Origin of the sequence: Halomonas sp. AOP25-F1-15 (assembly GCF_052378675.1) — a bacterium.
In the GTDB taxonomy this organism is placed as follows: Bacteria; Pseudomonadota; Gammaproteobacteria; order Pseudomonadales; family Halomonadaceae; genus Vreelandella; species Vreelandella casei.
Map to the genome: position 1 here is coordinate 240,538 of NZ_JBQSXV010000005.1, position 23,787 is coordinate 264,324.

The following is a 23,787-nucleotide window of genomic DNA, read 5'->3' on the forward strand; positions in this document are numbered from 1 at the left end:
GGAGACGGCTATGCAAGGACCATTTAATCGTAGCGGTAAAAGCAAGCCGATGGGGGAGATTAACGTCGTCCCCTTTATCGACGTTATGCTGGTACTGCTGGTGATTTTCATGATCACTGCGCCTATGTTGACTCAGGGCGTGCAAGTTGAGCTGCCTCAGGTTTCGTCTCAGCCGATTGATGAGCAGGAAAATGATCCGATCATTATTTCGGTTGACAGTGACGGTGGTTACTTCATCACTCTCGGCGAGGACTCCACCTCAGTAACGCTCGATGAAATGTCCCAGCGCGTGGTGGCTATTTTGCAACGGCGTCCTGGAACACCGGTGATGGTGCGTGGCGACCGCAATGTGGCCTATGGCCAAATTGTTGTGCTTATGAGTACCCTCCAAGGTGCGGGGGTTGCCAACGTTGGGCTGCTTTCTGAGCCGCCGCAAGATGGGTAAGGGCAAAGCGTATATGGCAGGAAAGTCTTCTCACGACCCCCAAGATGTTGGCTATAAATGGCCCACCGTTTTGGCGATAGGCGTGCACGCTGCCATTGTGCTGTTTAGCTTGGTTAGCTTGCCCAGCCGAACGGCAGAGCCTGATAGCTCTTCGATTGTTCAGGCGACGTTAGTGAGTACGGAGACATTTACCGATCAAGCGCAGCAGGCAACGGATCAGCAGGCGGCCATGAGTGCGCCAGCTGACGCGCCTACAGAGCCTGATGCTCCCGATGAGCCTTCTGCAAGCGAGCAGCAAGCCGCCGCGGAGCAGCAGGCTGCTGAACAAGCCGCTGCAGAGGCGGCCGAGCAAGCAGCAGCAGAAGCGGCTCAACGCGCTTCTCAAGCTGAGGCTCAGGCATTAGAAGAAGCGCGCGAGGCGGCAGAAGCCGAAGCTCAGCGCCGTGCGGCAGAAGCGTCCGAGCAAGCTGAGCAGCAGGCAGCAGAGACAGCGGAGCATCAAGCTGAAGCAGAAGCCGCCGCAGAACGTCAGCGTGAAGTAGAAGATGCCCGACGCCAGCAGGAGGCGGCGGAGCAAAAGCGTGAGGAGGAAGCAGCCGCCGAAGCCGAGCGCGAGCAGGAAGCCGCGGAACAGCAGCGCGAAGAAGAAGAGGCCGCCGAAGCCGAGCGTCAACGCGAAGCGGCAGAGCAGCAGCGTAAAGAAGATGAGGCCGAAGCCGCACAAAAACGTGAAGCTGAAGAGGCGCGCCAGCGTGAGGAGCAAGAGGCCGAACGCGAGCGGGAAGCCGAAGCCCAGCGTCAGCGTGAGGCACAAGAGCAGCAGCGTCGTGAAGCTGAAGCAGAAGCGGAGCGTCAACGTCAGGCCGCGGAAGCAGCGGAGGCCGCCATGCAGCGCCAGCTAGCCGGTGAAGCCGAAGCAGCTGCCAATGCACAGCAGGCTGCGCAGGCGGCCAATAGCTTTATCAATATCGTTCGTCGTGCGGTTGAGCAGGCCTGGTTGATTCCGGCCGGTGCAAGTGATTCGATGAGTGCTACGCTACAGGTACGTCTTGGTCCATCGGGTGAACTGTTAGCAACGTCGATTGTGACATCAAGCGGCGATAGTGCTTTTGACAGGTCTGTCATGCAGGCCGTGGAACATGCTGCACCGTTTGGTGAATTGAGAGATTTACCAGCCGATCAGCAGCGTAATTTACGTCAGTTTAATCTGCGATTTACTCCGGGAGATGTTCGCTGATGCAAAGCTTGAGCAAAGTGTGGTTGTTCTGTGTGCTGCTGTTCGTCAGTAGTGCAGTGAGTGCCGACAACTTGACGATTGAAATTACTCGAGGTAGCGATCAGGCGCTACCCATTGGCGTGGTGCCGTTCGCAGGTTCAGACGGCATGCCCGAAGATGTCGCACAGATTGTGCAGGATGATCTTGAACGCAGTGGCTATTTTGCCCCGCTAGCACGTAGCGCTATGTTTGAGACGCCCAGCCAGTCTGACGATGTTCAGTTCGGCACATGGCATTCTCTTGATGTGCGCTACTTGGTCGTCGGCAGCGCGCAACCAACCGATGGTGGCTTTGAGCTGCAGTTTGAGCTCATGGACATTAGCGGTCAGCGTAGGATGATCGGTGAGACAGTCACCGTAAGAGGTAATGATCTTCGCGGTGCTGCTCACTATATTAGTGATCAAATCTTTGAAGAAATCACCGGCATCCGTGGTGCGTTCTCAACCAAAATTGCTTATGTGACTGCCCAAGGTATTGGCGATAATATGCAGTTTGGTTTGTACGTTGCCGATGCCGATGGGCGTCGCAGCGAGCAGGTATTGACCTCTGATGAGCCGATTATGTCACCATCATGGTCACCCGACGGTAGTAAGCTTGCCTACGTATCTTTTGAAACAGAGCGCCCTGCCATCTATATTCAAGATGTAGCAACCGGTCAGCGCGTTCAGGCAACGTCATTTGACGGCATTAACGGTGCACCTGCGTGGTCGCCAGATGGTCGTCGTATTGCGATGTCATTGTCTAAAGATGGCCAGCCCGAAATTTATATTATGGATGTCGGCAGCAGTTCAGTAGAGCGCATCACCAATAATAATAGTATTGATACTGAGCCAGCTTGGGCGCCAGACGGCCAGAGTCTGCTGTTTACCTCTGATCGCAGCAGTGGCCCACAGCTTTATCAGTATTCGATGGGCGGTGGTGAGGCTAAACGCCTGACATTTACCGGCAACTACAACGCTCGCGGTCGCTATTCTCCTGACGGCGAGCAGATATTCTTGATACATCGTTCTAGTCGCGGGTATCAAGTGGCACGGCAAGATTTAAGCGGCGATCGCTTAGTCGTATTGAGTGAATCAACAAGAGATGAATCTCCTAGTGTTGCGCCGAACGGGACCATGGTAATCTTCGCTACCCAAGAGGGTAATAGTGGGGTGCTAAGTGCTGTTTCTGCCGATGGACGCTCTTCATTTAGACTGCCATCAGCACAAGGTGATGTACGTGATCCAGCTTGGTCACCCTTCTTAAATTGATCGACTTAATTAACTAACATCGAAAATCGAAAATTTTAGTTTTCAGGCAAGGAGTCTGATTATGCAACTTAAACCGTTGGCTCGCTCATTAGCAGCAGTGCTATCTATCGTGGTAATCGCTGGCTGTTCCAGCACCGGCGGAACCCAAGATGGTGACTCGTACGGTAGCCAGGACGGCAGCACTACAGGTTCTAACACTTCCGGTACAGGCACAGGTAGCCAGTACGGTTCATCTACTGGTTCAGGCTCAGGTTCTGGTCAGCAAGCTGATTCGCGCATTCCGGAAGTGCGCACCATTTATTTCGATTTTGACCGTGACACGATCAAAAGCGAATATGAATCTGTAGTGATGGCCCATGCGCGTTACCTACGTGCCAACCCGAATGCACAAGTGGTTCTCCACGGGCATACGGACGAGCGCGGTACTCGCGAATACAACATGGCGCTAGGCGAGCGTCGTGCGGGAGCGGTAAAGCGTTTCTTAAACATCCAAGGTGTTTCCAATTCGCAAATGAGCGTTGTTAGCTATGGCGAAGAACGTCCGGCAGTGAGTGGTGAAGGCGAAAGCGCCTCTTCACAAAACCGTCGCGTTGTATTTAACTACTAAGTATTTAACTACGGTTGATTTCGGCGTGCTTATGGCACGCCGTTTTTCATCGATGGAGTTGTTATGAATCACAGTCTCAAACGTTACTTTGGGAGGCTGTGCGGTGCGGGAGCCTTAGTGCTCCCGCTGTCCGTATTGCCGTTAATTGCCGTAGCACAACAGCCGCTTGTCCAAGACCTTTCCAATGCTCCCAGCAATGGCTTTTATCAGCAGGCGCAGCGTGAAGAATCGTCTGGCGGCAATCTGGTGTTGTTTAATCAGGTGCAGGAACATCAGCAAGAACTTCAACAACTGCGGGGGCAAATAGAAGAATTACGCCACCAGCTAGAGCAGTTGCGTCGTCAATCTCAGCAGCAGTACCTGGATATTGAAGACCGGTTGATGAGCAGTGGCCCTACTCAGATTGAGCAGTCCACACCGGCCGTAGAGCCTGAAGCCGCTGAGCAAGTCGTGAATGCGCCTTCTACTAAAAATGTAAGTGAAGACGCGCAAGCTGATTACCAGGCAGCCTTTGCACACGTGCAAGCCCGGCGTTTTTCAGAAGCCATTGCAGCGTTTGAAGCCTTTGTTACTGATCACCCAGATACTAGCTTAACGGCTAACGGTCATTATTGGTTGGGTGAACTTTACGCCGCAGAAGGCGAGCTAGGGGAGGCCGACCAGTCCTTTAGCCGCGTTATCAATGATTATAGCGGCAGCAGTAAAGTGCCTGATGCTCTTTATAAGCTGGGTCTGGTCAAGGCGCGTCAAGGTGAAGCAGAAGGTAGTCGAGAGTTGCTTGAGCAAGTGCGTGACGACTACCCACAAAGCAGCGCCGCAGGTCTTGCGAACGACTTTTTACGCCAATCAGCCAGTTAACAACGTTTGCTTGAAGGAATCAGCATGAGCTGCAAGATCGACTATCAACCAGCGCCCAGCCTATTGGAAAATCGCATTGTGTTGGTAACCGGTGCAGGCGATGGAATTGGCCGCGCAGCCGCATTGAGCTATGCCCAGCATGGGGCGACCGTTATTTTGCTAGGACGCACTATTGCTAAGCTAGAGCGCGTTTATGATGAAATCGAAGCGGCAGGTGGGCCTCAGCCAGCCATTTTTCCGCTGAACTTTGAAGGTGCCACGCTTAAAGATTTTCATGATATGGCCAAAACGCTGGACAAAGAGTTCGGCCGTTTGGATGGCCTCTTGCACAACGCAGGGCTGTTAGGCCGTATCACACCGTTTGATCAGTACGATCCCGAGCTGTGGCAGCAAGTCATGCAGGTCAATATCAATGGCCCAATTTGGATGACCCAGGCGCTGCTGCCGTTATTGCAAGAGTCTGATGATGCCTCGGTAATCTTTACCTCTTCCAGTGTTGGTCGCAAAGGCCGTGCCTATTGGGGCGCTTATTCTGTCTCTAAGTTTGCCACTGAAGGGTTTGTCGACGTACTGGCCGATGAATTACAGAGCCAACCCAATATCCGCATTAACTCGCTGAATCCAGGTGCTACGCGCACTCAAATGCGCCGTTCTGCCTTCCCAGGTGAAGACCCGGCTGCGCTGCGCTCACCCGAAGCCATTATGCCGACCTACTTATGGTTAATGGGGCCTGACAGCACGGGAGTCAGCGGCCAGAAGCTAGATGCTCAGCCGCCGCGCATATAATAAATGTCTCGATGCCTGACGGCGCTTAGCGTTTAAATTCGCTTAGGGCATCGACGAGCGCTTCGCATTCTTCAAACCAGATGTCTGCAGGCCAGTCCTTATAGTTGTCCTCTTTGCTAATATAGCCATAGCCCACCGCTACCGCCGTCATTCCGGCTGCTACGGCGGCTTCTATATCGCGAACATGATCGCCAACATACCAGCACTGCTCCGGCTTAACGTTCAAGCGCTTGGCAGCTTCCCATAGTGGTTCAGGTGCCGGTTTTTTGACACTCAAGTCATCCGCGCATAGCAGCGCCCCTGGCTGTAAATTCAGCTTTTCGAGCAGTGGCAGGGTATATCGGCGCGGTTTATTGGTCACAATTCCCCACGGTTGCCCATTGCGATGCCAATCATTCAGCCAAACGTCCAAAGGCGAAAAAACTCGGCTATGAACAGCGACGGCCTGTTCGTACGCATCCAGTAAAAACTCTCGTGCCTGTATATGTTGTGACGAATCAATATCGAGCCCAAGCGCCAGCGTCACCAGCGCATTACCGCCGTTAGATACCTCACGGCGTATTACCTCAAACGGGAGTGGCGCTAAGCCATGATGGCTGCGCAACACGTTGGTGGCATTCGCCAAATCCGGTGCGGTATCGACGAGGGTGCCGTCTAGGTCAAAGAGAATCGCTTGCGGTGCTTGCTTCGTCATTTAACTGCTCACCTTGCGGCAGTACATCATGTAGTTGACCGAGACATCGTGGCTAGCCAAGCGATAGCAGCGTGTTAAAGGATTGTAGGTAAGTCCTGTTTGTTCACGCACTTCTAAGCCGCTGTTGCGCGACCAAGCGGCCATTTCTGACGGGCGAATAAATTTTGCATAGCTATGGGTGCCGCGGGGCAGCAGTTTGAGTACATATTCCGCCCCTAAAATGGCAAACGCATAGGATTTTGCGGTTCGATTTAGCGTCGAGAAAAATACATAGCCGCCCGGTCTTACAAGGGCACTGCAGGCTCTGATCACCGATGCGGGGTCGGGCACATGCTCAAGCATTTCCATGCAGGTAACCGCATCATAAAAGCCGGGCTGCTTGGCCGCCATGGCCTCTACGCTAATGTGCTGATAATCGACTTCAACGCCACGCTCTTGCGCATGCAGGCGGGCGACCGCTAGGGGGGCTTCACCCAAGTCAATGCCTGTCACCTTAGCCCCGCGATGTGCCATAGACTCGCTTAAAATGCCGCCGCCGCAGCCTACATCAAGGACTTTTTTCCCGGCTAGACCAGCGCGGGCATCAATAAAATCCAAGCGCAGCGGATTTATCTCGTGCAGCGGTTTAAATTCGCCCTGTTGGTCCCACCAGCGGCTCGCAAGTGCCTCAAATTTAGCGACTTCCGCTGCATCGACGTTGCCTTGATAGTGGTCAGCAGTGCTATCCTGTGGTGTCGCTTGCATAGTGTGGCTTCCGTTGTTATTGCACAGCTGGTGAAATAATTACACGCTGCCCAATCGTTATCGTCTAATGCGAGGTGGCATCCACCCGCGCCTTCAGTATTATGGACATTCTAACCACTCCTGTGTCGGAACGCATGAAAAGGACCTCTCTATGATTCGCAAGGCCGTGCTCCCCGTGGCTGGATTTGGCGCTCGCTGCTTGCACGCATCGAAGGCTATTCCCAAGGAGATGATTACGATTGTTGATAGACCTGTGATTCCATGAGCTGTTAGCCATGCTACGTATTTGCTACGCTCGCTTATGCTCGTCGTCATCTTGAGCTTGGAAAAGCTTTTCAAACGCTGCTGTCGCGTTACCACCTAGGAGAGTAATGCATGCGGGTGCTACTTTATGGAAGCGAATTAAGTGCCGCGACCGCCGCTGCCGCGTTAGCTTGGGTAGGCCATCAAGTGCAGTGGCTGCCACACGCGGACGCGCCCTGGTCTGCTCTTTCACAGGTCGACTGGCTACGGAGCGAACCTCAGTTGAGGGCGCACCTTGAGCAGGGCTTAGCGGAGGGCACGCTTCAAGTCATTGAGCAGCTGTCAGAAGCCGCTATCCCTGACGTTATCTGGTTAGCGTTATCACCTGCTCAACGCGGCGCTGCCAGCACGCTGCTTGAAGATCCGCTGTTAGCCGATCAGCATGGTATTGTACTGGTCAATAATTCGACCTTTCCGGTAGGGGAAACCGAGCGCCTGCATACGCTGATGGGCGCTCAGCACACCAGCGTAGCCCTTCCTGACACCTTAGAAGAAGGCCGTGCTTGGGATTCATTTACTCGCCCGACGAGGTGGCTGCTGGGTTGTGATGATGCCACCGGCGAGCAAGTGGCAAGAGAGCTTTTACGCGCGTTTAATCGGCGCAGCGAAGTATTTCAGTGCATGCCGCGCCGTGCCGCCGAGTTAACGAAGCTAGCCATTAATGGCATGCTGGCGACGCGCATTAGTTACATGAATGAAATAGCCGGTTTGGCGGATACGCTAGGCGTTGATGTTGAGCATGTTCGCCAAGGGATGGGTGCCGATTCTCGCATCGGTTTTGAATATCTGTATCCAGGCTGTGGTTTTGGTGGCCCTAGCTTCTCGCGTGACTTGATGCGCTTAGCCGATGTTCAGTTGCAGAGCGGCCGCTACTCAGCCCTGCTTGAGCAGGTAATGGACATCAACGAGCAGAAAAAAGAGACGCTGTTTCGTAAACTATGGTCGCACTTTGGTGGCGAGCTTGCGGGCAAAACAGTCGCGATTTGGGGCGCTGCCTTTAAGCCTGGTACCGCACGTATCGATCATGCCCCGGTGCTGACGCTGCTTGAGGCATTATGGGCCCAGGGCGTGACGGTTCAGTTGCATGACCCCGCCGCCGTCCCAGCGCTTCGGGCTTTTGTGGGTGAGCGCGATGACCTGCGTACGTTTACCCATGACCCCTATCAGGCGTGTGAAGGGGCCGACGTGTTGATGCTAGTCACAGAATGGAAAACGTATTGGAATCCTGACTGGCATCGGCTAGCGTCGTTATTAGACGCTAAGCTAGTACTAGACGGACGTAATATTTATGATCCTGAGTTCGTTGCCAGCTGTGGAATAATGTACCGGGGAATAGGCCGCCGTGCCGACCCGAAGACTCTTTGAGGAAATGTCATGCCAGACGCTAGCGCCTCCTCTCGTATTGTACCCGACGTGGATCAAAGCTTGACGACGCAACCTATACGCCATCGAAAAGGGCCGGCGCTCTGGCCGCTGTGGCTATTCATATTTTTGATCATGGGAGTCTTGATCGCAGCAGCGGCTGGACTTTGGTATGAGCGTGAACGATTGTTAGATGAACTGCGCGTGGTCAGCGGAGAGGTGTCCAATGTTCATGCCCGGCTTGATTCAGGCGACGGTGATGTGCAAGACACGATTACCTTTGTGCAGGCGCAAATGTCGACGCTGTTCCAAGAGCAAGAGCAGCTATCTGTTTCGCTTATTGATACTCGCGAAGAGCTGTACGGCCTGCTCACTAATAGTGATGATATGGTTTCAAGTGATTCGATTAATGCTCTCGCACAGCAGATAAAGCAGTTTCAAGAGCGGGCGGCGCTTCGCGATAGTCAGCTGATGGCGATTCGTGAATCGCTTAATACACTAGAGCAGACGGGTGTATCGGGTCGACAAAGTTTGGTTGAAGAAGTTGCCCATTTAGAGCAACTCACTGACCAGCGGCTTGAAGAACAGGATAGCCAGATCGACAGCGCTAGCCGCTCTTGGGAAGGGCAGTTGGCAGCGCAAAGAGACGAGTTCGCAACGCGATTCGACTCGTTTGAAGCAGCGATCGCTGATAGTGAAGACCCGGTTAACCAAGAAGCTTTGCAGGCATTAGAGCAACAGTGGAGCCAGCGCTTAGGTACACTTGAAAGCGATCTGCGCCAGGTGCGTCAAGCGCAGCTCGCCTTCAGTGCTCAGTTAGAAATGTTGCGTTAAAGAAAGAATGTTCTGACGTCGACACCCGTGATTTGCTAATGCATTAAATGGGTAGAACGATGAAGCCGCTGATATAGGTTAGGAAAAAAATGTATGGGAAGACAACAGCGATGGACTTCAGCTACAGGGCGAGTTTTTTTTGTAGCGCTACCACTTTTTTGTGCATCATCTGGGGCATTGGCCGTTGATGCGACCATTGAGGGGGTCACCGGAGAAGTCGATAAAAACATTAAAGCCTACTTACAGAATGTTGACGCCGAGCAATATACCGACGCTCGCTTAGAGGGCGAAGTGCGCCGCCGGACTCAAGAAGCCATGCGCGTATATGGTTACTATGAGCCAGAGATAACGCTGGAAAGAAACACCGATGACCGTGTGTGGCTGACCATTGAGCCGGGGCCGCAAGTAAAAGTCGAAACACTATCCGTTAACGTTGAAGGCGGTGCGAGAGATGACCCGCCTTTTCAAGATGCATTAGAGGCGTTTCCTCTTAAAGAGGGTGACGTATTACGCCATGCACCGTGGGATCGCCTTAGTGGTCAACTGTCCGGCCTAGCCATTGAGCGCGGGTATTTTGACTGGGGGTTTACCGACAAGCGCATGGAGGTTCGCCCGTACTTGCAAAGTGCTCGCTTGTACATGGATTTTGACAGCGGTGCGCGTTATCAATTTGGCCCCACCTCGATCAAGGGTAGTCATATTGAACTTGACCGGCTTCGCCGTATACAGCCCTTTGAGTCTGGCGATCCCTATTTGGCAGAAAATTTAGCGCTTTATAGTCAACGTCTCGCTGACACAGGCTGGTTCAGTTCTATTTCCGTGCGCCCACGTCTCGCAACCGCTCAGGAGTTAACGATTGCGCCTCCTGGCGATAGTGATCCTTGGTGGAGTGAGGCTACGCCCTCTCAACCGCAGCGCCCACGTTTGAGCAGTGCTGCCTTAGCCGGTGCACTCAGTATTAATAAACCCGATGATAAAGAGCTTCCTATTGATGTCAGCGTTGAACCTGCGGATCGCCATCAGTTTGAGGTAGGTATCGGTTTCGCCACCGATGTGGGCCCGCGCCTTCGCTTTGGCTGGGAACAGCCGTGGATCAATCGCTATGGCCATAGCCTTGACCACGATCTTTATTTATCTGCACCAGAGCAACGTTTCACCGGGGTATACGACATACCTCTTGAAAACCCGTTACGCGATAGCTACCGGCTTCAATACGGCGTTCGTAATCTTGATGACAACGATACTGAGTTGCTAGAAGGCACCGTGGAATTTGCGCGGCGCTGGCAGTTTGACAATGACTGGGTCCAGCTGCTGTACCTTCGCACCAGCTATGTAGACTTTGTGCAGGGCGGCGAGGCCGATAAAGTTTGGCTCTTCTATCCCGGTGTTCAGTGGACGCGTACCCGCACGCGGCCCCAGCGCTTCCCTCTATGGGGTGATCGTCAGCAGCTTTCGTTCGAATACTCAGACACCGTTTGGGGCTCGGATGCACAGTTTGCACGCATGACGGGGGATACGGAATGGATTCGTACCATCGGTAACGATAACCGCTTTTTAGCGCGCATCAGTGTAGGGGCGATAGAAACGGAAGACTTTGATAAGTTGCCTCCATCGCTACGCTTTTTTGCCGGCGGTGATCGCAGCGTACGCGGTTACTCCTATGAAAGCCTCTCTCCGCGTAATGATGAGGGGCGTCTACGGGGTGGTCAGCAAATGCTGACGTCGACACTGGAGTATCAGCGGCGTGTTACCGGCGACTGGTGGGCGGCCACGTTTGTTGATAATGGTGATGCCTTTGATGACTGGGCTCCCGATGATCTGAAAACCGGTGCGGGCGCAGGCGTACGCTGGATCTCGCCGGTGGGACCAATTCGCTTAGACATTGCCCATCCCTTTGACGATGAAGATGCTTTTCGCTTGCATTTTTCCATCGGACCGGAATTCTAGGAGAAAGACTTGTCACAGGTTGAATCATCTACTGCTGAACAGCGCCATGTGCTGTCTTCGAAATCTCGAATCTGGCTGTTGGTTTGGAGTCTGGTGCGTCTCGTTATCCTGCTGCCCATTTGGCTGTTTGGGCTTGTAGCGTTAATTCTGGGTACCGCGCTATCCCCATGGGGAACGGGCATGTTGCTTACACAAGGCGAGCAGCGCGATTTTTTCTCGTACGCCCATCATGAAGGCGGTTTACTCGATCATTTCGTGATTGAGGATTTTCAGCTAAGACTGGGTGAAACGCGCATTGGTATTGATGAGTTTGAATTGGCTTGGGCCGATGACTGCGTACTGTCAAAGCGCTTATGCATTGATACGCTTCGTGTTGTGGGGGCTGATATTCAGCTAGGAGCAGCCAGTGAGCAGGAGTCCCCTCCCAAAGAAGACAGTGCGCCGCTATCGATCCGCTTTCCCTTTCCTATCGAACTGCGCTCGTTACAGCTAGAGGATGTCAGCCTCCGACTTGCTGATGGCACCGAGGTATCTTGGCGCTCGTTAAATTCCTCAGCCGTTGCCGAAGGTAACGAGGTACGCCTCGCGCCAACGCATTTAGAGGCGCCTCGCGTCTATTTACCGCCATCCCCTGGCATTTTGTTAACCCAAGGCATAGATACGCCGCTTTATGGTGAGGCTATTGATGCTTCTATAGCGCTCCATCAGCCACAAAATGATGCAGTAGAAATCGCCGAATCAGTCGAACAACCGCTTGAAGCACGAGAGCGTCTTGTGCTGCCGGATATCACACTGCCCGTCAATGTTCAGATACCTGAATTTACCGTCAGTGATTTCCGCTTAGAAGGCGCCGTGGAATATAGTGTTGAGAGCCTTCGATTAGGGCTTTTAACTGACGGTAGCGACGTTGAAGTAACGCAGCTGTCGGTCGTGACCCAGGATGCCCAGGCAGAATTAACGGCAGAGACTACCCTGAGCGGCAACTATCCTTTAGCAGCCCGCTTAGATGTAGAGCTTTTCTTACCTGAACTGTTTCCAGAGCTGAACGGTGAAACGCTGACCCTGGTGCTGTCTGGCTCAATGGATGCGCTTGAGGCGCAGCTTGAGGCCGCCGGAGTGGTGAACGCTACACTTAGCGGGCAGATTGATGCGCTAGCACCCACGTTGCCTTTCCAGCTGCGCTTGCAAAGTGAGCAAGTGCAGTGGCCGTTGCTGGGTAATGAGACAGCCACTGCTTCTAACGAGGTTGCCGATACGCTTGAGGGCGGCGATGCCGTCGATCCTTATATCATCGACGATTTAGACCTACAGCTAACGGGTACTATTAGCGACTATAGTGCCCAGCTAGGTCTTTCTGTGCAGGGTCCCAGCGTTCCGCAAACCCAAGTTAACCTCAGGGGTCAAGGCGATCTTGAGCACTTCAGCTGGCAGCCTCTCACATTGGCCGTGGGCGATAGCACTTTGAGTAGCGAAGGTACCGTCAATTGGTTAGCACCGTTGCAGGTAGATGCGAGTGTGCGCTTGGATCAGTTTGACCCGGGGCTTTTTGTAGATCAATTAGACGGTAATTTAAATGGTGACATTGAGCTGTCAGTGCGCCAGATGGAGGATCAGTGGGCTATAAGCGTGCCCAATCTCGCCATTGATGGCGAGCTGCGCGACTATCCACTAACCCTGCAAGCTGCTTTTGACGCTAACAGTAATTTGGAAGTTGATATTGATGAACTGCTGTTCACTCAAGGCAATAATCGCATAGAAGCGGCAGGCCAAATCAGTGAAAAAGCGATGTCGTTGAATGCGGATATAGCCCTGCGCCAATTGCAAACGCTGTCACCGGATCTTGCCGGAACCTTAGTGGGTACACTGCAGGCAAGCGGTAGCTTTAACCAACCTCAATTAATTGCCAACTTGCAAGGTGACGCACTGCGCTTTGCTGAAAACCGTATTGAACAGCTTGAGCTAACCGCTGATGTGAAAGGGCTAGAAGATCCGCGGTTAGATGTTCAGTTAGCCATGACCAACGTATTAGCGGGTGGTCAATCACTGTCAGATATTACAGCGACGTTGTCCGGCCGTCTTTCGCAACATCAGTTAGAGCTGACGGTTCTGGGGCAAAATGATGCAGTATTAAGCCGTGCTTTGATCGCATTAGAAGGTCGCTTTAATCAGCAAAGTCAACAATATCAGGCACGTTTAACGCCCTTAGAAATTGATTCTGAAGCGGGCACCATCCGCCTCGAAGCGCCGCTAGATTTACGCTACAACCTTGCCGATGGTCAGGCTCGCTTGTCACCGTTTTGCTTGCGTCGTGAAGAAGGTGGCCTTGTGTGTTCTGAAGAGGTAATTACTGCCTCGGCGCAACAAGGTAATGCAACGCTGACGGTGCGTGAAGTTCCAATGGAGATGCTAGAGCCCTTTTTGCCCGAAGAGTGGCAGTTAGAAGGTGATACCACGGCGGATCTTGCCGCAAACTGGCGTCGGGGCGGCGCTCAATGGCAGGCGGATCTACGCATCTTAAGCGATGTGGCAATTACAGCGGTCAATGACTATGGCCAGCCAGTGCAATTGCCCAAAATCAGTTTAGATGCGCAAGTTGAGGCTAACCAGGCTCAAGCTGATGCGGACATTGCGCTGTCTCTCGCAGAGGCGGGTGATCTGAATTTTAACCTCTCGATTAACGATCCGTTAGGGCGCGGCGTGCTGAATGGGGAGCTGCGCGCCAATAATGTTTCGCTAGAACCTTATCGGCCGATGGTTGTGGGTATGGACCGCTTAGCCGGGGATTTGACGGGCAGCGTACAAATAACGGGAACGACCAGTCAGCCTGATTTACAGGGCCAGCTTGGGCTGCGCAGTATCCAAGTTAATGGCCCTGACATTCCGGTTGATGTTCAAGATGGTGAGCTCATTGTTTCATTCGATGGTGAGCAGGGCGATATTAATGGATTTCTAGCGGCTGAGCGCGGGCGTTTAGAAATAACCGGTGATGCTTATTGGCCAAGCGGCGATGACTGGCGTATTGGCGTGGACTTGAACGCCGTGAAGGAGCCAATCCTGATCGTATTGCCGCAGTTTGGTCGGCTGGAAGCCGCGCCGGATATTCGCGTGCGAGTGACGCCGGAAAGGCTGCAAGTAAGGGGCGATATCAATGTACCCTGGGCTCGCCTTGAAATTGGCGATATGCCGGCATCCGCAGTAACGCCCAGTGGCGATGAAGTGATTATTACCGAGCGCGAGGATCGCCAGGCGGAGATTGAAAGGCAGCGTGTTGCTGCCAGCGGTGAAGGTCCAAGTACGTCGGATGAGCTTGCAGCGACCGGTATGGAGCTCGATATACTGGTAACCCTGACCCTGGGTGGCGATATGCAGTTCGCGGCCTACGGTTTAAAATCAGGCCTTGGGGGATCGCTAGAAATTCGTCAAAGCGGCGGGGCATTGCAGCTGTTTGGTGATGTGAATCTGGTTGACGGTCGGTTCCAGGCTTTTGGGCAGGACCTGTTGATTCGTCGCGGAGAAATACTGTTCAGCGGTCCTCCTGGCCAGCCTAGGCTTGATTTCGAAGCGATTCGCAATCCGGATGTAACCGAGGACGATGTCATCGCTGGTCTGCGGGTAACGGGCAACGCCCAAGAACCTAATGTAGCGATATTCTCTGAGCCTGCGATGAATGAATCGAGCGCATTATCTTATCTTCTACGTGGCCGCGCGCCGGATGCTGCGGGTGGCGGTATTGATAGTGCTTTGACAACCGCGTTAATTGGCATGTCACTGGGGCGGACAGGCGGTGCAGTGGGCTCAATCGGCCAGGCTTTTGGTATTGATGACTTGTCCCTAGATACCACCGGCGCTGGTGACGATAGCCAAGTTGCCGTGAGTGGTCAGTTGACGGACGATCTTCGTATTAGTTACGGGGTAGGAATTTTCTCGCCAATTGCAGAACTAACCTTACGCTATACGCTTTTGCGTAATCTTTATTTGCAGGCCGTATCAGGCGCCAACCAAGCGGTGGATTTGATTTATACGTTTACCCGCTCTGGTAATCCTGAAATTCTCAAACAGCAATAAGTGAGGGCGATATGTCGCTATTTTCCAGCACTGTTTCAAGTACTGTTTCAAGTACTGTTTCAAGTACAGGCCGCGTATTGCCAGGCCGCGACGCCCCGATTGAAACGAGTGAAACACACACTATTAGTGGCCACTCGTTACATCCACCATTTCCCCAGGGCTATGAGGAAATAGTGCTGGGTATGGGATGCTTTTGGGGCGTAGAGCGGCTTTTTTGGCAGCTGCCTGGTGTCTACGTGACGGCAGCAGGCTACGCTGGAGGCGAAACTCCGAATCCGACTTACGACGAGACCTGCACAGGGCGCACTGGCCACACTGAAGTAGTGAGAGTGATCTTTGACCCTCAGCAAGTGACGCTTGAAACGATCTTGCAAGTATTTTGGGAGCAGCACGACCCTACTCAAGGGGACCGTCAGGGAAATGACACTGGCTCGCAGTATCGTTCAGCCATTTTCACAACGGGGGCTGCCCAGCAAGCGGCGGCTGAAAAGAGTGCCGCTGCTTTTCAACAGGCATTGAGTAACGCGGGTAAGGGGCGTATTACCACGGAAATTAAGCCGCTGGATGTTTTTTATTACGCTGAGGCTTATCACCAGCAGTACCTCGATAAAAACCCTAATGGCTACTGTGGCTTAAAGGGGACCGGCGTTACCTGCGCTATTAACTAAGTGAGTACTGTTTGAGCTAGAAACGCGCCTGTCGCAAGTGGCAGGCGCGGTAAGGGCGTTTAATCGCCTTGATGCAGGCGATCAATGCGATAAAGCGTTTCGACTTGCTCTAAGCCAGTGATAGTGCAGTTAAGGTCTTTGACACGGCCATCGCTTAATCCGTAGACCCACCCATGTACTGAGATATCCTGACCGCGCTGCCAGGCACGCTGCAAAATCTTAGTGCGACATAGACTATTAACCTGTGCTTTGACGTTAATTTCACACATACGGTCAATCTGATCCTCTATAGGAAGATGACTGAGAGCATTTCTATGCTGGTTGTACTGTTCGCGCACCGAGTGCAGCCAGTAATCGACGACGCCGCACTCGCCTCCGGTCATGGCCGCCTTAATGCCGCCACAGCCGTAGTGACCCACAATCATAATATGGCTAACTTTCAGCACGTCCACGGCAAACTGAACCACCGACAGAGCGTTCATGTCTGTATGGTGGAGTAAATTGGCTACGTTACGATGTACAAATACCTCCCCAGGCGGGAGCGCAATGATTTGGTTGGCTGGCACGCGGCTATCGGAACAACCAATCCACAAATAGTCAGGGTTTTGCTGACTGGAGAGGCGCTTAAAGTACTCAGGATCTTCCTCGCACATGCGCTCAGCCCAGGCACGATTATTATCCAGTAGCGTCGCAATAGCATCAGACATAGAGTCTCCATAATATTAAGTCGCTTGCAGCTTCAGATAATATGAAGCAATAGCAAGTATCAAATAGTAGCGGATGGTTTTAACCTTCTCTGAGAGCTAGGTCAACAAAGATAAGTTGCAATTGTTGGCATTAAAATTTTTCAATCGATAGGAGCAAACCATGGCAGACGTTTCCAAATACGACTACGACCTGCTGGTGATCGGCGCTGGTTCTGGCGGTGTGCGTGCCGCGCGAATGGCTGCAGCAACCGGCGCTAGCGTGGCAATTGCCGAAGATCGATACCTGGGCGGAACCTGTGTCAACGTTGGGTGCGTGCCTAAAAAACTCTACTCATATGCTGCGCATTTTCATGACAGTTTTGACGATGCAGCAGGGTTTGGCTGGCAGCTTCCCGGACCCGCGCATTTTGAGTGGGCGACCTTGCGCGACAATAAAATCAGCGAGATTAAACGTCTAAACGGTATTTATCAGCGCATGCTAGAAAGCGCTGGAGTTACTCTATTTAATGCCCGGGCACGGTTGGTCGATGCCCATACCGTAACGCTAAGCGGTGAGCATGGCGACACGTCAGTGACCGCACAAAAAATTCTGCTCGCCACCGGTGGCTGGCCTTGGGTTCCTACTTTTCCAGGCAGCGAATATGCCTTAGATTCAAATCAAATCTTTGACCTGGATACGTTTCCTAAGCGTTTTCTCGTGCTGGGTGGTGGCTATATTGCGGTTGAGTTTTCCAGCATCTTTAATGGGCTCGGAAGCGAGACGCACCTTGTTTATCGCGGTGAGCTATTCTTGAAAGGCTTTGATCAAGAGGTTCGCGAGTTCACCCGCACTGAAATGGAAAGAAAGGGCGTCAACCTTCACTTCAATACCAATATCGAACGCATTGAAGCGACCGACAATGTCTATAACGTCCACCTCACCAGCGGTGACATGCTTGAAGTCGATGTAGTGTTAGCCGCCACTGGGCGTAAAGCCAATATTGGCGATTTAGGGCTTGATCATCTTGGCTTGGCGTTGGATGAATCGGGAAAAGTGCCCGTTAATGAGCGTTTTGAAACGGATGTTCCCTCGGTGCTAGCACTGGGTGACTTAACGGCTGGGCCCGAATTAACGCCGGTGGCCCTGGCAGAAGCGATGCAGGTCGTTGATTATCACTTTTCAGACAGTGTGCCCAAGCCGTTAGATTACGCCACGATACCAACGGCTGTTTTTTGTCATCCTAATATCGGCACCGTGGGGCTTTCTGAAGAGGATGCGCGTGAAAAGTTTACTAATATCCGCGTCTACAGCACCGACTTTCGTGCCATGAAGCACACGCTTTCGGGTAGCCAAGAGCGTACCTTAATGAAGCTGGTAGTGGACGACGCGACCGATGTTGTTGTGGGCGCTCACATGGTCGGTGACGATGCCGGTGAACTCATCCAGGGAATTGCCATCGCGGTAAGGGCGGGGCTGACCAAGCAGGACTTTGACCGGACGGTGGGTATTCACCCAACCGGGGCAGAAGAGTTCGTTACGATGCGAACGCTGACACGCACGTAAGTCTCTTAAATTATATAAGTCGCTTGGATTATAAATGCGATTTTCTAGCGGCCTTGTATAACAAATAATTATGGAAATAGGGGCGGAGAATAATATGGTTTTTGAATTGCTCATAATCAGCTGTTATAATGGTCGTCAAATTCGCTACAGCAAAGCATAACTATGAGTACGCCGACGCAACCTTTTACTCCTTCTGCAGACCTTGCTAGGCCAACGGTCGCGGATGCCGTGGTAGGGCATGCAGAGACTCCATTATTTATACGTAAGCCGAATGCAGACGATGGCTGGGGCGTATATGAGCTGGTTAAAGCCTGCCCGCCGCTGGATGTCAATTCCGCCTATGCTTATTTGCTACTCGCCACTCAGTTTCGTGATACGTGTGCCGTAGCAACCAACGAAAGCGGTGAAATCGTTGGTTTCGTATCCGGCTATGTAAAAGACAATGCTCCCGACACATATTTTCTGTGGCAGGTGGCAGTTGGTGAAAAGGCACGTGGCACCGGGCTTGCTCGGCGCTTGGTGGAAGCCATCATGTCGCGTCCTGAGCTTGACGATGTACATCACTTGGAAACGACTATTACCCCCGATAACCAGGCTTCATGGGGGTTATTTCGCCGCCTAGCAGCACGCTGGCATGCGCCGCTTAACAGCCGCGAATACTTCTCTACTGAACAGCTTGGAGGAGAGCATGATCCGGAAAACTTGGTGCGTATCGGCCCGTTTCAAACAGGTCGAATCTAATACGCTGCTTTTATTAAAGTAAAAGCACGTTCTTAACATACTGTTTTCCCGCTCATGTTGCTCCGGGCTAAAGACGCCCTAAAGCAAAATGATCAACTAAGGAGGTCGCTAATGCAGACCCAGACACTTGAACGCATGGAATCCAACGTACGTACTTATTCACGCTCATTTCCGGTGGTGTTTACCAAAGCGCAAAATGCGCGTCTAACCGATGAGAATGGTCGTGAGTACATTGATTTTCTAGCCGGCGCGGGCACGCTCAATTACGGCCACAATAATCCGCACATGAAACAGGCGATGATTGATTACCTGGCCACTGATGGCGTTGTGCACGGTTTGGATATGTGGACTAATGCAAAACGTGATTATTTAGAAACACTGGAAGAGGTCATCTTCAAGCCACGTGGGCTTGAGTATAAAGTGCACTTGCCAGGTCCGACAGGCACTAATGCCGTAGAAGCTGCCATCCGTTTAGCGCGTGTTGCCAAGGGTCGCCACAATATTGTGACCTTCACCAACGGTTTCCATGGCGTCACCATGGGGGCGCTAGCAACCACCGGTAATCGTAAATTCCGTGAAGCAACCGGCGGCATACCCACTCAAGGCGCTAGCTTCCTGCCTTTTGATGGCTATATGGGTGAGCATACTGACACGCTTGATTATTTCGAAAAACTGCTCGGCGATAAGTCTGGTGGTCTAGATATTCCTGCCGGTGTCATTATTGAAACCGTGCAAGGCGAGGGCGGTATTAACGTGGCAGGCCTGGATTGGCTGAAACGTTTAGAAGGTATTTGTCGTGCCCACGACATCCTGCTAATTATTGATGACATCCAAGCAGGCTGCGGCCGTACCGGTAAGTTCTTTAGTTTTGAGCATGCCGGTATTACGCCCGACATTATTACCAATTCAAAATCACTTTCTGGTTTTGGCTTGCCGTTTGCGCATGTTCTTATGCGTCCTGAGCTGGATAAATGGAAACCGGGCCAATATAACGGTACGTTCCGTGGTTTTAGCTTAGCAATGGTAACGGCCACCGCTGCTCTTAAAAAATATTGGTCCGATGACACCTTTGAGCGTGATGTTCAGCGTAAAGGGCGTATTGTAGAAGAGCGTTTCCAAAAGCTGGCGGCGCTGCTAACAGAAAGCGGTATGCCGGCAACTGAACGCGGCCGCGGCCTGATGCGCGGGATTGACGTAGTGTCGGGTGATATCGCTGATAAGATTACCAGCAAAGCCTTCGAGAATGGCCTGGTGATTGAAACCAGCGGCCAAGATGGTGAAGTCGTTAAATGCCTTTGCCCGCTGACCATTACCGATGAAGATCTGCTGGAGGGTCTCGATATTCTTGAGATGTGTGTCAAGTCAGTGGCTGGAAAGTAAGCTGTTGTTACGTAAATTAAGACGATAGCAGTACGTTTTTTAATTGGGGATATAGTGGCTGGTAACCGCCAGTCACTTTGAAACGGAGTACTTTTATGATCGTTCGTAACCTTGAAGAAGCGCGTAAAACAGAACGTCTTGTGACCGCCGAAAACGGTAACTGGGACAGTACTCGCCTTATTTTAGCCAACGATAATGCAGGTTTCTCGTTCCACATTACCCGCATTTTCCCCGGTACTGAGACGCACATTCATTACAAAAACCATTACGAAGCGGTGTTTTGTTATGAAGGTGAAGGCGAAGTAGAAACTTTAGCCGATGGCAAAATTTGGCCGATCAAAGCAGGCGATGTCTACATGCTAGACCAGCACGATGAGCATCTGCTGCGTGGTAAAGAGAAAGGCATGACGGTTGCTTGTGTATTTACACCGCCGATTACCGGTAATGAAGTTCATCAAGAAGACGGCTCTTACACCGCTTCTGAATAAAATGCACCTGCTAGATAAAAGGTCCGTATTTAGGTAAGCGTCAGTATGAAATGGGAAAAGCAGCCTTGCTGAAGAGCAGGCTGCTTTTTTGTTAGTGAATAAATAAACGTTTATCAGCGATCAATTTTCTCAAATGCCAGGGTGATTTCGCCGAATGTCAGGCCAAATTTGCGCATAGCGGTACGATTGATTAAGCGGCCGTCTTGCTGCAGGTACATCCAGTCATCCATGGTGAAGGTTATCATCCGTCCACTGGCTTCAATTTCGAGTGGATAGCGCATATGGAAAGCATGGCCGTACTGACGGGCTTCGACGGGACCTTCAACATCGCTAGCTGTGCCGATCCAGTGGTGCTCGTCAATGCGCTTAAATGTCCAAACCCGGCGGTCGGTTTGACCATCTGAGAAGACAAAAGACTCGTCCAGCGTCAGCGTGTCATTTTCATAGCTGCCCTCGACATCAACGCTGAAACGTCGCTGTACCTCGCCTGAGTAATCCTGCACCATGCCCCAAGCGCGGGTAGTGCCGGTAAAGTATTCGGCGATATCCAGGCGCGGATCAGAATCTGCGTAGTCTTCAACATCAACGCCAGCACAGCCAACCAGTAAAAAAAGCAGTGTAAACAAGCCCAAGCGTAGTGATCGAACCATGTGGATGTTTCCTGTATGAAGCCTGATACGGGTGGTGGGCATATTTATCCAGCATAGAGTAGACGATCAAGCAAAGCACTAAACTTGGTTCACTATAGATCAGATGTTTAGCAGCTTTTTTTACATCAATTGCTAAAAAAATTTAAAGTAAATTCTAGAATAGTAACTGATTTGGTTTCCCTCATTTTATCGTATTTACACACCTAGATTTTATCGAACCCCTTTACTGTTTTGACGATACACGCTTTATGTCTGTGCCGAGCCGCTAGCTTTAATACAAAAATAATTCAAAAGTTTCTGACGGAACTATATAGTGAACCGGTCGAAACCGGCTCACTTAAGCGCCAGGATTCTACAGGTCTTTCACGATGCGAAGGGCATCATAAATTGCTGCGTGGGTATTTCGATGCGAAATAGCATCCCCAATCCTGAATAGCTGGAACTGTCCTTCGATAGCCACAGGCTGTGGTTTGCCTACAATCAGGTTCTCATAGTTGACGGCACCTTGATTGCTCGATAGCGGCTTCAACTCTTCGTAAAGATCTTCCATAGGTAAGGTGCCAAAGTTAACGACGACCTGATCCACGCGCCGCTCTTTGGCAACATTGGTGTAGTCACTGCTGACAGAGGCAACCAGCTCATTACCATCGCGTTTGATGCCTGTCAGGCGGAACGTCGGAGTGAATGTGGTATCCAGCACTTGTAACGTGCGCATATAGGGCACCAGGTTCATGGCCATGACTTCTGGCGCCAGGGCGCGGTCGGCTGTCATGTATTCGACCTTGCCGCCTGCTTTAGCAATAATCTCAGCGGCTTGCAGGGCGGTGTGGTCACCGGCATCGTCATAGACTAGTACGTTATTGCCTGGCGTTACATGTCCTGAAAGCAGATCCCAACCCGTAACTGCCAGCTCATTACCCTCTTTAAGCGCCTCTTCATTAGGCTGCCCACCCGTCGCCACAATGACCACGTCCGGCGATTCGCCGAGCACTTCATCCTGTTCGGCAAAGACATTGAAGTGGAACGTGACGCCCATTGCCTGACAGCGCTCGAAGCGCCAGTCGATAATACCCATCATTTCTCGGCGGCGCTCGCTCTGTGCCGTTAAGCGAACCTGCCCGCCGGGGGCATCTGCCGCTTCAAATACGACGACTTCATGTCCACGCTCAGCAGCTACGCGAGCGGCTTCCATCCCGCCTGGACCTGTGCCAATCACCACTACCTTACGTTTGGTATCAGCGGGGGGGATGGTATGCGGCATGGTGGTTTCGCGGCCGGTCGCGGCGTTATGAATACAGTACGCGGCGCCGCCCTGATAGATGCGGTCCAGGCAATAGTTGGCGCCCACGCAGGGGCGGATCTCCTCTTCCCGTCCCTCAATGACTTTCTTCATCAGGTGCGGGTCGGCCATATGGGCACGGGTCATGCCGATCATATCGACCTTGCCGGACGCAATTGCATGACGAGCCGTTGCAACATCCTGAATTTTGGCTCCATGGAAAGTGGGGAAATCGACCTCGCGCTTGATATCGCCAGCAAAATCCAGGTGGGGTGCGCTGGGCATGCCCTGGATCGGAATTACGTCCGTTAGACCCGGGTCGGTATCAATGTGCCCTTTGACGACATTGAGGAAATCTACCAGGCCACTGTCTTTCAATCGGTGAGAAATAGTCATGCCATCCCGGGCATCGAAGCCGCCAGGCAGGCATTCGTCACCTGTGTAGCGCACGCCAAGCAAGAACTTTTCGCCAACGCGCTCGCGAATGCACTGAAGCACTTCAAAGGTAAACCGGAGTCTATTTTCCAGGCTGCCTCCATAAGGCGCATCTAGCTCATTGGTTAATGGCGACCAGAACTGATCCATCAGATGGCCGTACGCTTGGATTTCCATGCCGTCCAAGCCCGCTGCGTACATGCGCTCGGCGGCATCGGTGTAATCCTTGATCAACCGTTCTATATCCCAAAGCTCGGCTTTTTTCGGGTAGGCGCGGTGGGAGGCTTCCCGACGATTGGATGCCGAAACGGTCGGTAGCCAATCACCTTTATCCCAGCGGGTACGGCGGCCCAAGTGCGTTAGCTGAATCATTACCGCCGTACCGTGTTCGTGGCATGCCTCGGTGAGATCGCGCATCCACGGCACCACTTCGTCTTTATACGCCAGGATATTGTTAAAAACCGGCGGACTGTCTCGGGAAACCGCCGCCGATCCGGCCGTCATGGTCAGGGCAATACCTGCCTTAGCACGTTCAACATGATAAGCCCGGTATAGTTCTTTAGGCATGCCATCTTCGGGGTAGGCCGGTTCGTGAGAGGTCAGCATTACCCGATTTTTCAGAGTTAAATGTTTTAGTTGTAACGGCTGTAGCAAAGGGTCGTTTTTCACGGTCGTCTTCCCTTGTTGTTTTGATGGTTGACACACGCTAGCCCTCTCTGTACGAG

20 protein-coding genes and 1 pseudogene are annotated in these 23,787 nt (G+C 52.3%); 16 read left to right on the forward strand and 5 right to left on the reverse strand.

The features are described 5' to 3' along the window. The first annotated feature begins 10 nt into the window (after positions 1–10). The 6 genes from tolR to ACT3TF_RS11730 all read left to right on the forward strand — a co-directional run bounded on the left by tolR (position 11) and on the right by ACT3TF_RS11730 (position 5,222). A complete protein-coding gene (gene tolR / locus ACT3TF_RS11705) occupies positions 11–445 on the forward strand; it encodes a protein TolR (RefSeq protein ID WP_096280092.1) in 435 nt (144 codons plus the stop codon). Beyond that, entirely contained in the window at positions 438–1,682 is a 1,245-nt protein-coding gene (tolA, locus tag ACT3TF_RS11710; RefSeq protein WP_444672279.1) for a cell envelope integrity protein TolA, read from the forward strand. The genes tolR and tolA overlap by 8 nt, the downstream gene beginning before the upstream one ends. Further along, positions 1,682–2,971: a Tol-Pal system beta propeller repeat protein TolB gene (gene tolB / locus ACT3TF_RS11715; protein WP_096280088.1), complete on the forward strand. Its 1,290-nt coding sequence runs from the start codon at positions 1,682–1,684 to the stop codon at positions 2,969–2,971. The genes tolA and tolB overlap by 1 nt, the downstream gene beginning before the upstream one ends. 61 nt (positions 2,972–3,032) lie before the next feature. Continuing rightward, positions 3,033–3,578 (forward strand): peptidoglycan-associated lipoprotein Pal, encoded by a 546-nt coding sequence (gene pal / locus ACT3TF_RS11720; protein ID WP_096280086.1) that lies wholly within the window; start codon positions 3,033–3,035, stop codon positions 3,576–3,578. A 63-nt stretch (positions 3,579–3,641) separates the two neighbouring features. Continuing rightward, the gene (gene ybgF, locus ACT3TF_RS11725) at positions 3,642–4,436 is read left to right on the forward strand and encodes a tol-pal system protein YbgF (RefSeq protein ID WP_096280084.1); all 795 of its coding nucleotides are present in this window, start codon (positions 3,642–3,644) and stop codon (positions 4,434–4,436) included. A gap of 24 nt (positions 4,437–4,460) precedes the next feature. Continuing rightward, complete coding sequence (locus tag ACT3TF_RS11730) at positions 4,461–5,222, forward strand: YciK family oxidoreductase (RefSeq protein WP_096280082.1); 762 nt, start codon at positions 4,461–4,463, stop codon at positions 5,220–5,222. A 25-nt stretch (positions 5,223–5,247) separates the two neighbouring features. On the opposite strand, the gene ACT3TF_RS11735 is transcribed toward ACT3TF_RS11730, so the two are convergent. Continuing rightward, positions 5,248–5,916 (reverse strand): HAD-IA family hydrolase, encoded by a 669-nt coding sequence (locus ACT3TF_RS11735; RefSeq protein ID WP_096280080.1) that lies wholly within the window; start codon positions 5,914–5,916, stop codon positions 5,248–5,250. Next, entirely contained in the window at positions 5,917–6,660 is a 744-nt protein-coding gene (ubiG, locus tag ACT3TF_RS11740) for a bifunctional 2-polyprenyl-6-hydroxyphenol methylase/3-demethylubiquinol 3-O-methyltransferase UbiG (RefSeq protein ID WP_444672255.1), read from the reverse strand. It lies immediately after the preceding gene. 151 nt (positions 6,661–6,811) lie between these two features. Between ubiG and ACT3TF_RS11745 the strand changes: the two are divergent. The 6 genes and pseudogenes from ACT3TF_RS11745 to msrA all read left to right on the forward strand — a co-directional run. Next, positions 6,812–6,919, forward strand: a pseudogene (locus ACT3TF_RS11745) (UTP--glucose-1-phosphate uridylyltransferase); the annotation flags it as partial. A 116-nt stretch (positions 6,920–7,035) separates the two neighbouring features. Further along, entirely contained in the window at positions 7,036–8,328 is a 1,293-nt protein-coding gene (locus ACT3TF_RS11750; protein WP_096280075.1) for a nucleotide sugar dehydrogenase, read from the forward strand. Between the two features lie 9 nt (positions 8,329–8,337). Further along, a complete protein-coding gene (locus ACT3TF_RS11755; protein WP_444672256.1) occupies positions 8,338–9,159 on the forward strand; it encodes a hypothetical protein in 822 nt (273 codons plus the stop codon). Positions 9,160–9,252: 93 nt separating this feature from the next. Next, positions 9,253–11,106 carry an autotransporter assembly complex protein TamA gene (gene tamA, locus ACT3TF_RS11760; RefSeq protein WP_444672258.1) on the forward strand — a complete coding sequence of 618 codons (1,854 nt, stop codon included), beginning with the start codon at positions 9,253–9,255 and terminating at the stop codon, positions 11,104–11,106. 9 nt (positions 11,107–11,115) lie between these two features. Then, positions 11,116–15,171 carry an autotransporter assembly complex protein TamB gene (tamB, locus tag ACT3TF_RS11765; protein ID WP_444672259.1) on the forward strand — a complete coding sequence of 1,352 codons (4,056 nt, stop codon included), beginning with the start codon at positions 11,116–11,118 and terminating at the stop codon, positions 15,169–15,171. Between the two features lie 11 nt (positions 15,172–15,182). Further along, positions 15,183–15,839, forward strand: a complete 657-nt coding sequence (gene msrA / locus ACT3TF_RS11770) for a peptide-methionine (S)-S-oxide reductase MsrA (RefSeq protein ID WP_444625451.1) — start codon at positions 15,183–15,185, stop codon at positions 15,837–15,839. 59 nt (positions 15,840–15,898) lie between these two features. Here the strand turns inward: msrA and can are convergent, their stop codons facing one another. Next, positions 15,899–16,546 (reverse strand): carbonate dehydratase, encoded by a 648-nt coding sequence (gene can, locus ACT3TF_RS11775; protein ID WP_096280066.1) that lies wholly within the window; start codon positions 16,544–16,546, stop codon positions 15,899–15,901. Between the two features lie 160 nt (positions 16,547–16,706). Here can and gorA point away from each other — a divergent pair, with 160 nt between their 5' ends. The 4 genes from gorA to ACT3TF_RS11795 all read left to right on the forward strand — a co-directional run bounded on the left by gorA (position 16,707) and on the right by ACT3TF_RS11795 (position 20,698). After that, complete coding sequence (gorA, locus tag ACT3TF_RS11780) at positions 16,707–18,089, forward strand: glutathione-disulfide reductase (protein ID WP_444625450.1); 1,383 nt, start codon at positions 16,707–16,709, stop codon at positions 18,087–18,089. A 162-nt stretch (positions 18,090–18,251) separates the two neighbouring features. Then, positions 18,252–18,830, forward strand: coding sequence for a diaminobutyrate acetyltransferase (ectA, locus tag ACT3TF_RS11785; protein ID WP_096280063.1), 579 nt, complete (start codon positions 18,252–18,254; stop codon positions 18,828–18,830). Between the two features lie 111 nt (positions 18,831–18,941). After that, positions 18,942–20,210: a diaminobutyrate--2-oxoglutarate transaminase gene (gene ectB / locus ACT3TF_RS11790; protein WP_096280061.1), complete on the forward strand. Its 1,269-nt coding sequence runs from the start codon at positions 18,942–18,944 to the stop codon at positions 20,208–20,210. A 95-nt stretch (positions 20,211–20,305) separates the two neighbouring features. Further along, positions 20,306–20,698, forward strand: coding sequence for an ectoine synthase (locus tag ACT3TF_RS11795; RefSeq protein WP_096280059.1), 393 nt, complete (start codon positions 20,306–20,308; stop codon positions 20,696–20,698). Positions 20,699–20,811: 113 nt separating this feature from the next. Here the strand turns inward: ACT3TF_RS11795 and ACT3TF_RS11800 are convergent, their stop codons facing one another. Then, positions 20,812–21,348 carry a DUF3833 domain-containing protein gene (locus tag ACT3TF_RS11800; RefSeq protein WP_096280057.1) on the reverse strand — a complete coding sequence of 179 codons (537 nt, stop codon included), beginning with the start codon at positions 21,346–21,348 and terminating at the stop codon, positions 20,812–20,814. 352 nt (positions 21,349–21,700) lie between these two features. Next, positions 21,701–23,731 (reverse strand): NADH:flavin oxidoreductase, encoded by a 2,031-nt coding sequence (locus tag ACT3TF_RS11805; RefSeq protein ID WP_096280055.1) that lies wholly within the window; start codon positions 23,729–23,731, stop codon positions 21,701–21,703. Between the last annotated feature and the right edge of the window lie 56 nt (positions 23,732–23,787).

Coding starts and splice junctions, on each gene's coding strand:
- tolR (WP_096280092.1), top strand. CDS start 11: ATGCAAGGACCATTTAATCGTAGCGGTAAAAGCAAGCCGATGGGGGAG.
- tolA (WP_444672279.1), top strand. CDS start 438: ATGGGTAAGGGCAAAGCGTATATGGCAGGAAAGTCTTCTCACGACCCC.
- tolB (WP_096280088.1), top strand. CDS start 1,682: ATGCAAAGCTTGAGCAAAGTGTGGTTGTTCTGTGTGCTGCTGTTCGTC.
- pal (WP_096280086.1), top strand. CDS start 3,033: ATGCAACTTAAACCGTTGGCTCGCTCATTAGCAGCAGTGCTATCTATC.
- ybgF (WP_096280084.1), top strand. CDS start 3,642: ATGAATCACAGTCTCAAACGTTACTTTGGGAGGCTGTGCGGTGCGGGA.
- ACT3TF_RS11730 (WP_096280082.1), top strand. CDS start 4,461: ATGAGCTGCAAGATCGACTATCAACCAGCGCCCAGCCTATTGGAAAAT.
- ACT3TF_RS11735 (WP_096280080.1), bottom strand. CDS start 5,916: ATGACGAAGCAAGCACCGCAAGCGATTCTCTTTGACCTAGACGGCACC.
- ubiG (WP_444672255.1), bottom strand. CDS start 6,660: ATGCAAGCGACACCACAGGATAGCACTGCTGACCACTATCAAGGCAAC.
- ACT3TF_RS11750 (WP_096280075.1), top strand. CDS start 7,036: ATGCGGGTGCTACTTTATGGAAGCGAATTAAGTGCCGCGACCGCCGCT.
- ACT3TF_RS11755 (WP_444672256.1), top strand. CDS start 8,338: ATGCCAGACGCTAGCGCCTCCTCTCGTATTGTACCCGACGTGGATCAA.
- tamA (WP_444672258.1), top strand. CDS start 9,253: ATGGGAAGACAACAGCGATGGACTTCAGCTACAGGGCGAGTTTTTTTT.
- msrA (WP_444625451.1), top strand. CDS start 15,183: ATGTCGCTATTTTCCAGCACTGTTTCAAGTACTGTTTCAAGTACTGTT.
- can (WP_096280066.1), bottom strand. CDS start 16,546: ATGTCTGATGCTATTGCGACGCTACTGGATAATAATCGTGCCTGGGCT.
- gorA (WP_444625450.1), top strand. CDS start 16,707: ATGGCAGACGTTTCCAAATACGACTACGACCTGCTGGTGATCGGCGCT.
- ectA (WP_096280063.1), top strand. CDS start 18,252: ATGAGTACGCCGACGCAACCTTTTACTCCTTCTGCAGACCTTGCTAGG.
- ectB (WP_096280061.1), top strand. CDS start 18,942: ATGCAGACCCAGACACTTGAACGCATGGAATCCAACGTACGTACTTAT.
- ACT3TF_RS11795 (WP_096280059.1), top strand. CDS start 20,306: ATGATCGTTCGTAACCTTGAAGAAGCGCGTAAAACAGAACGTCTTGTG.
- ACT3TF_RS11800 (WP_096280057.1), bottom strand. CDS start 21,348: ATGGTTCGATCACTACGCTTGGGCTTGTTTACACTGCTTTTTTTACTG.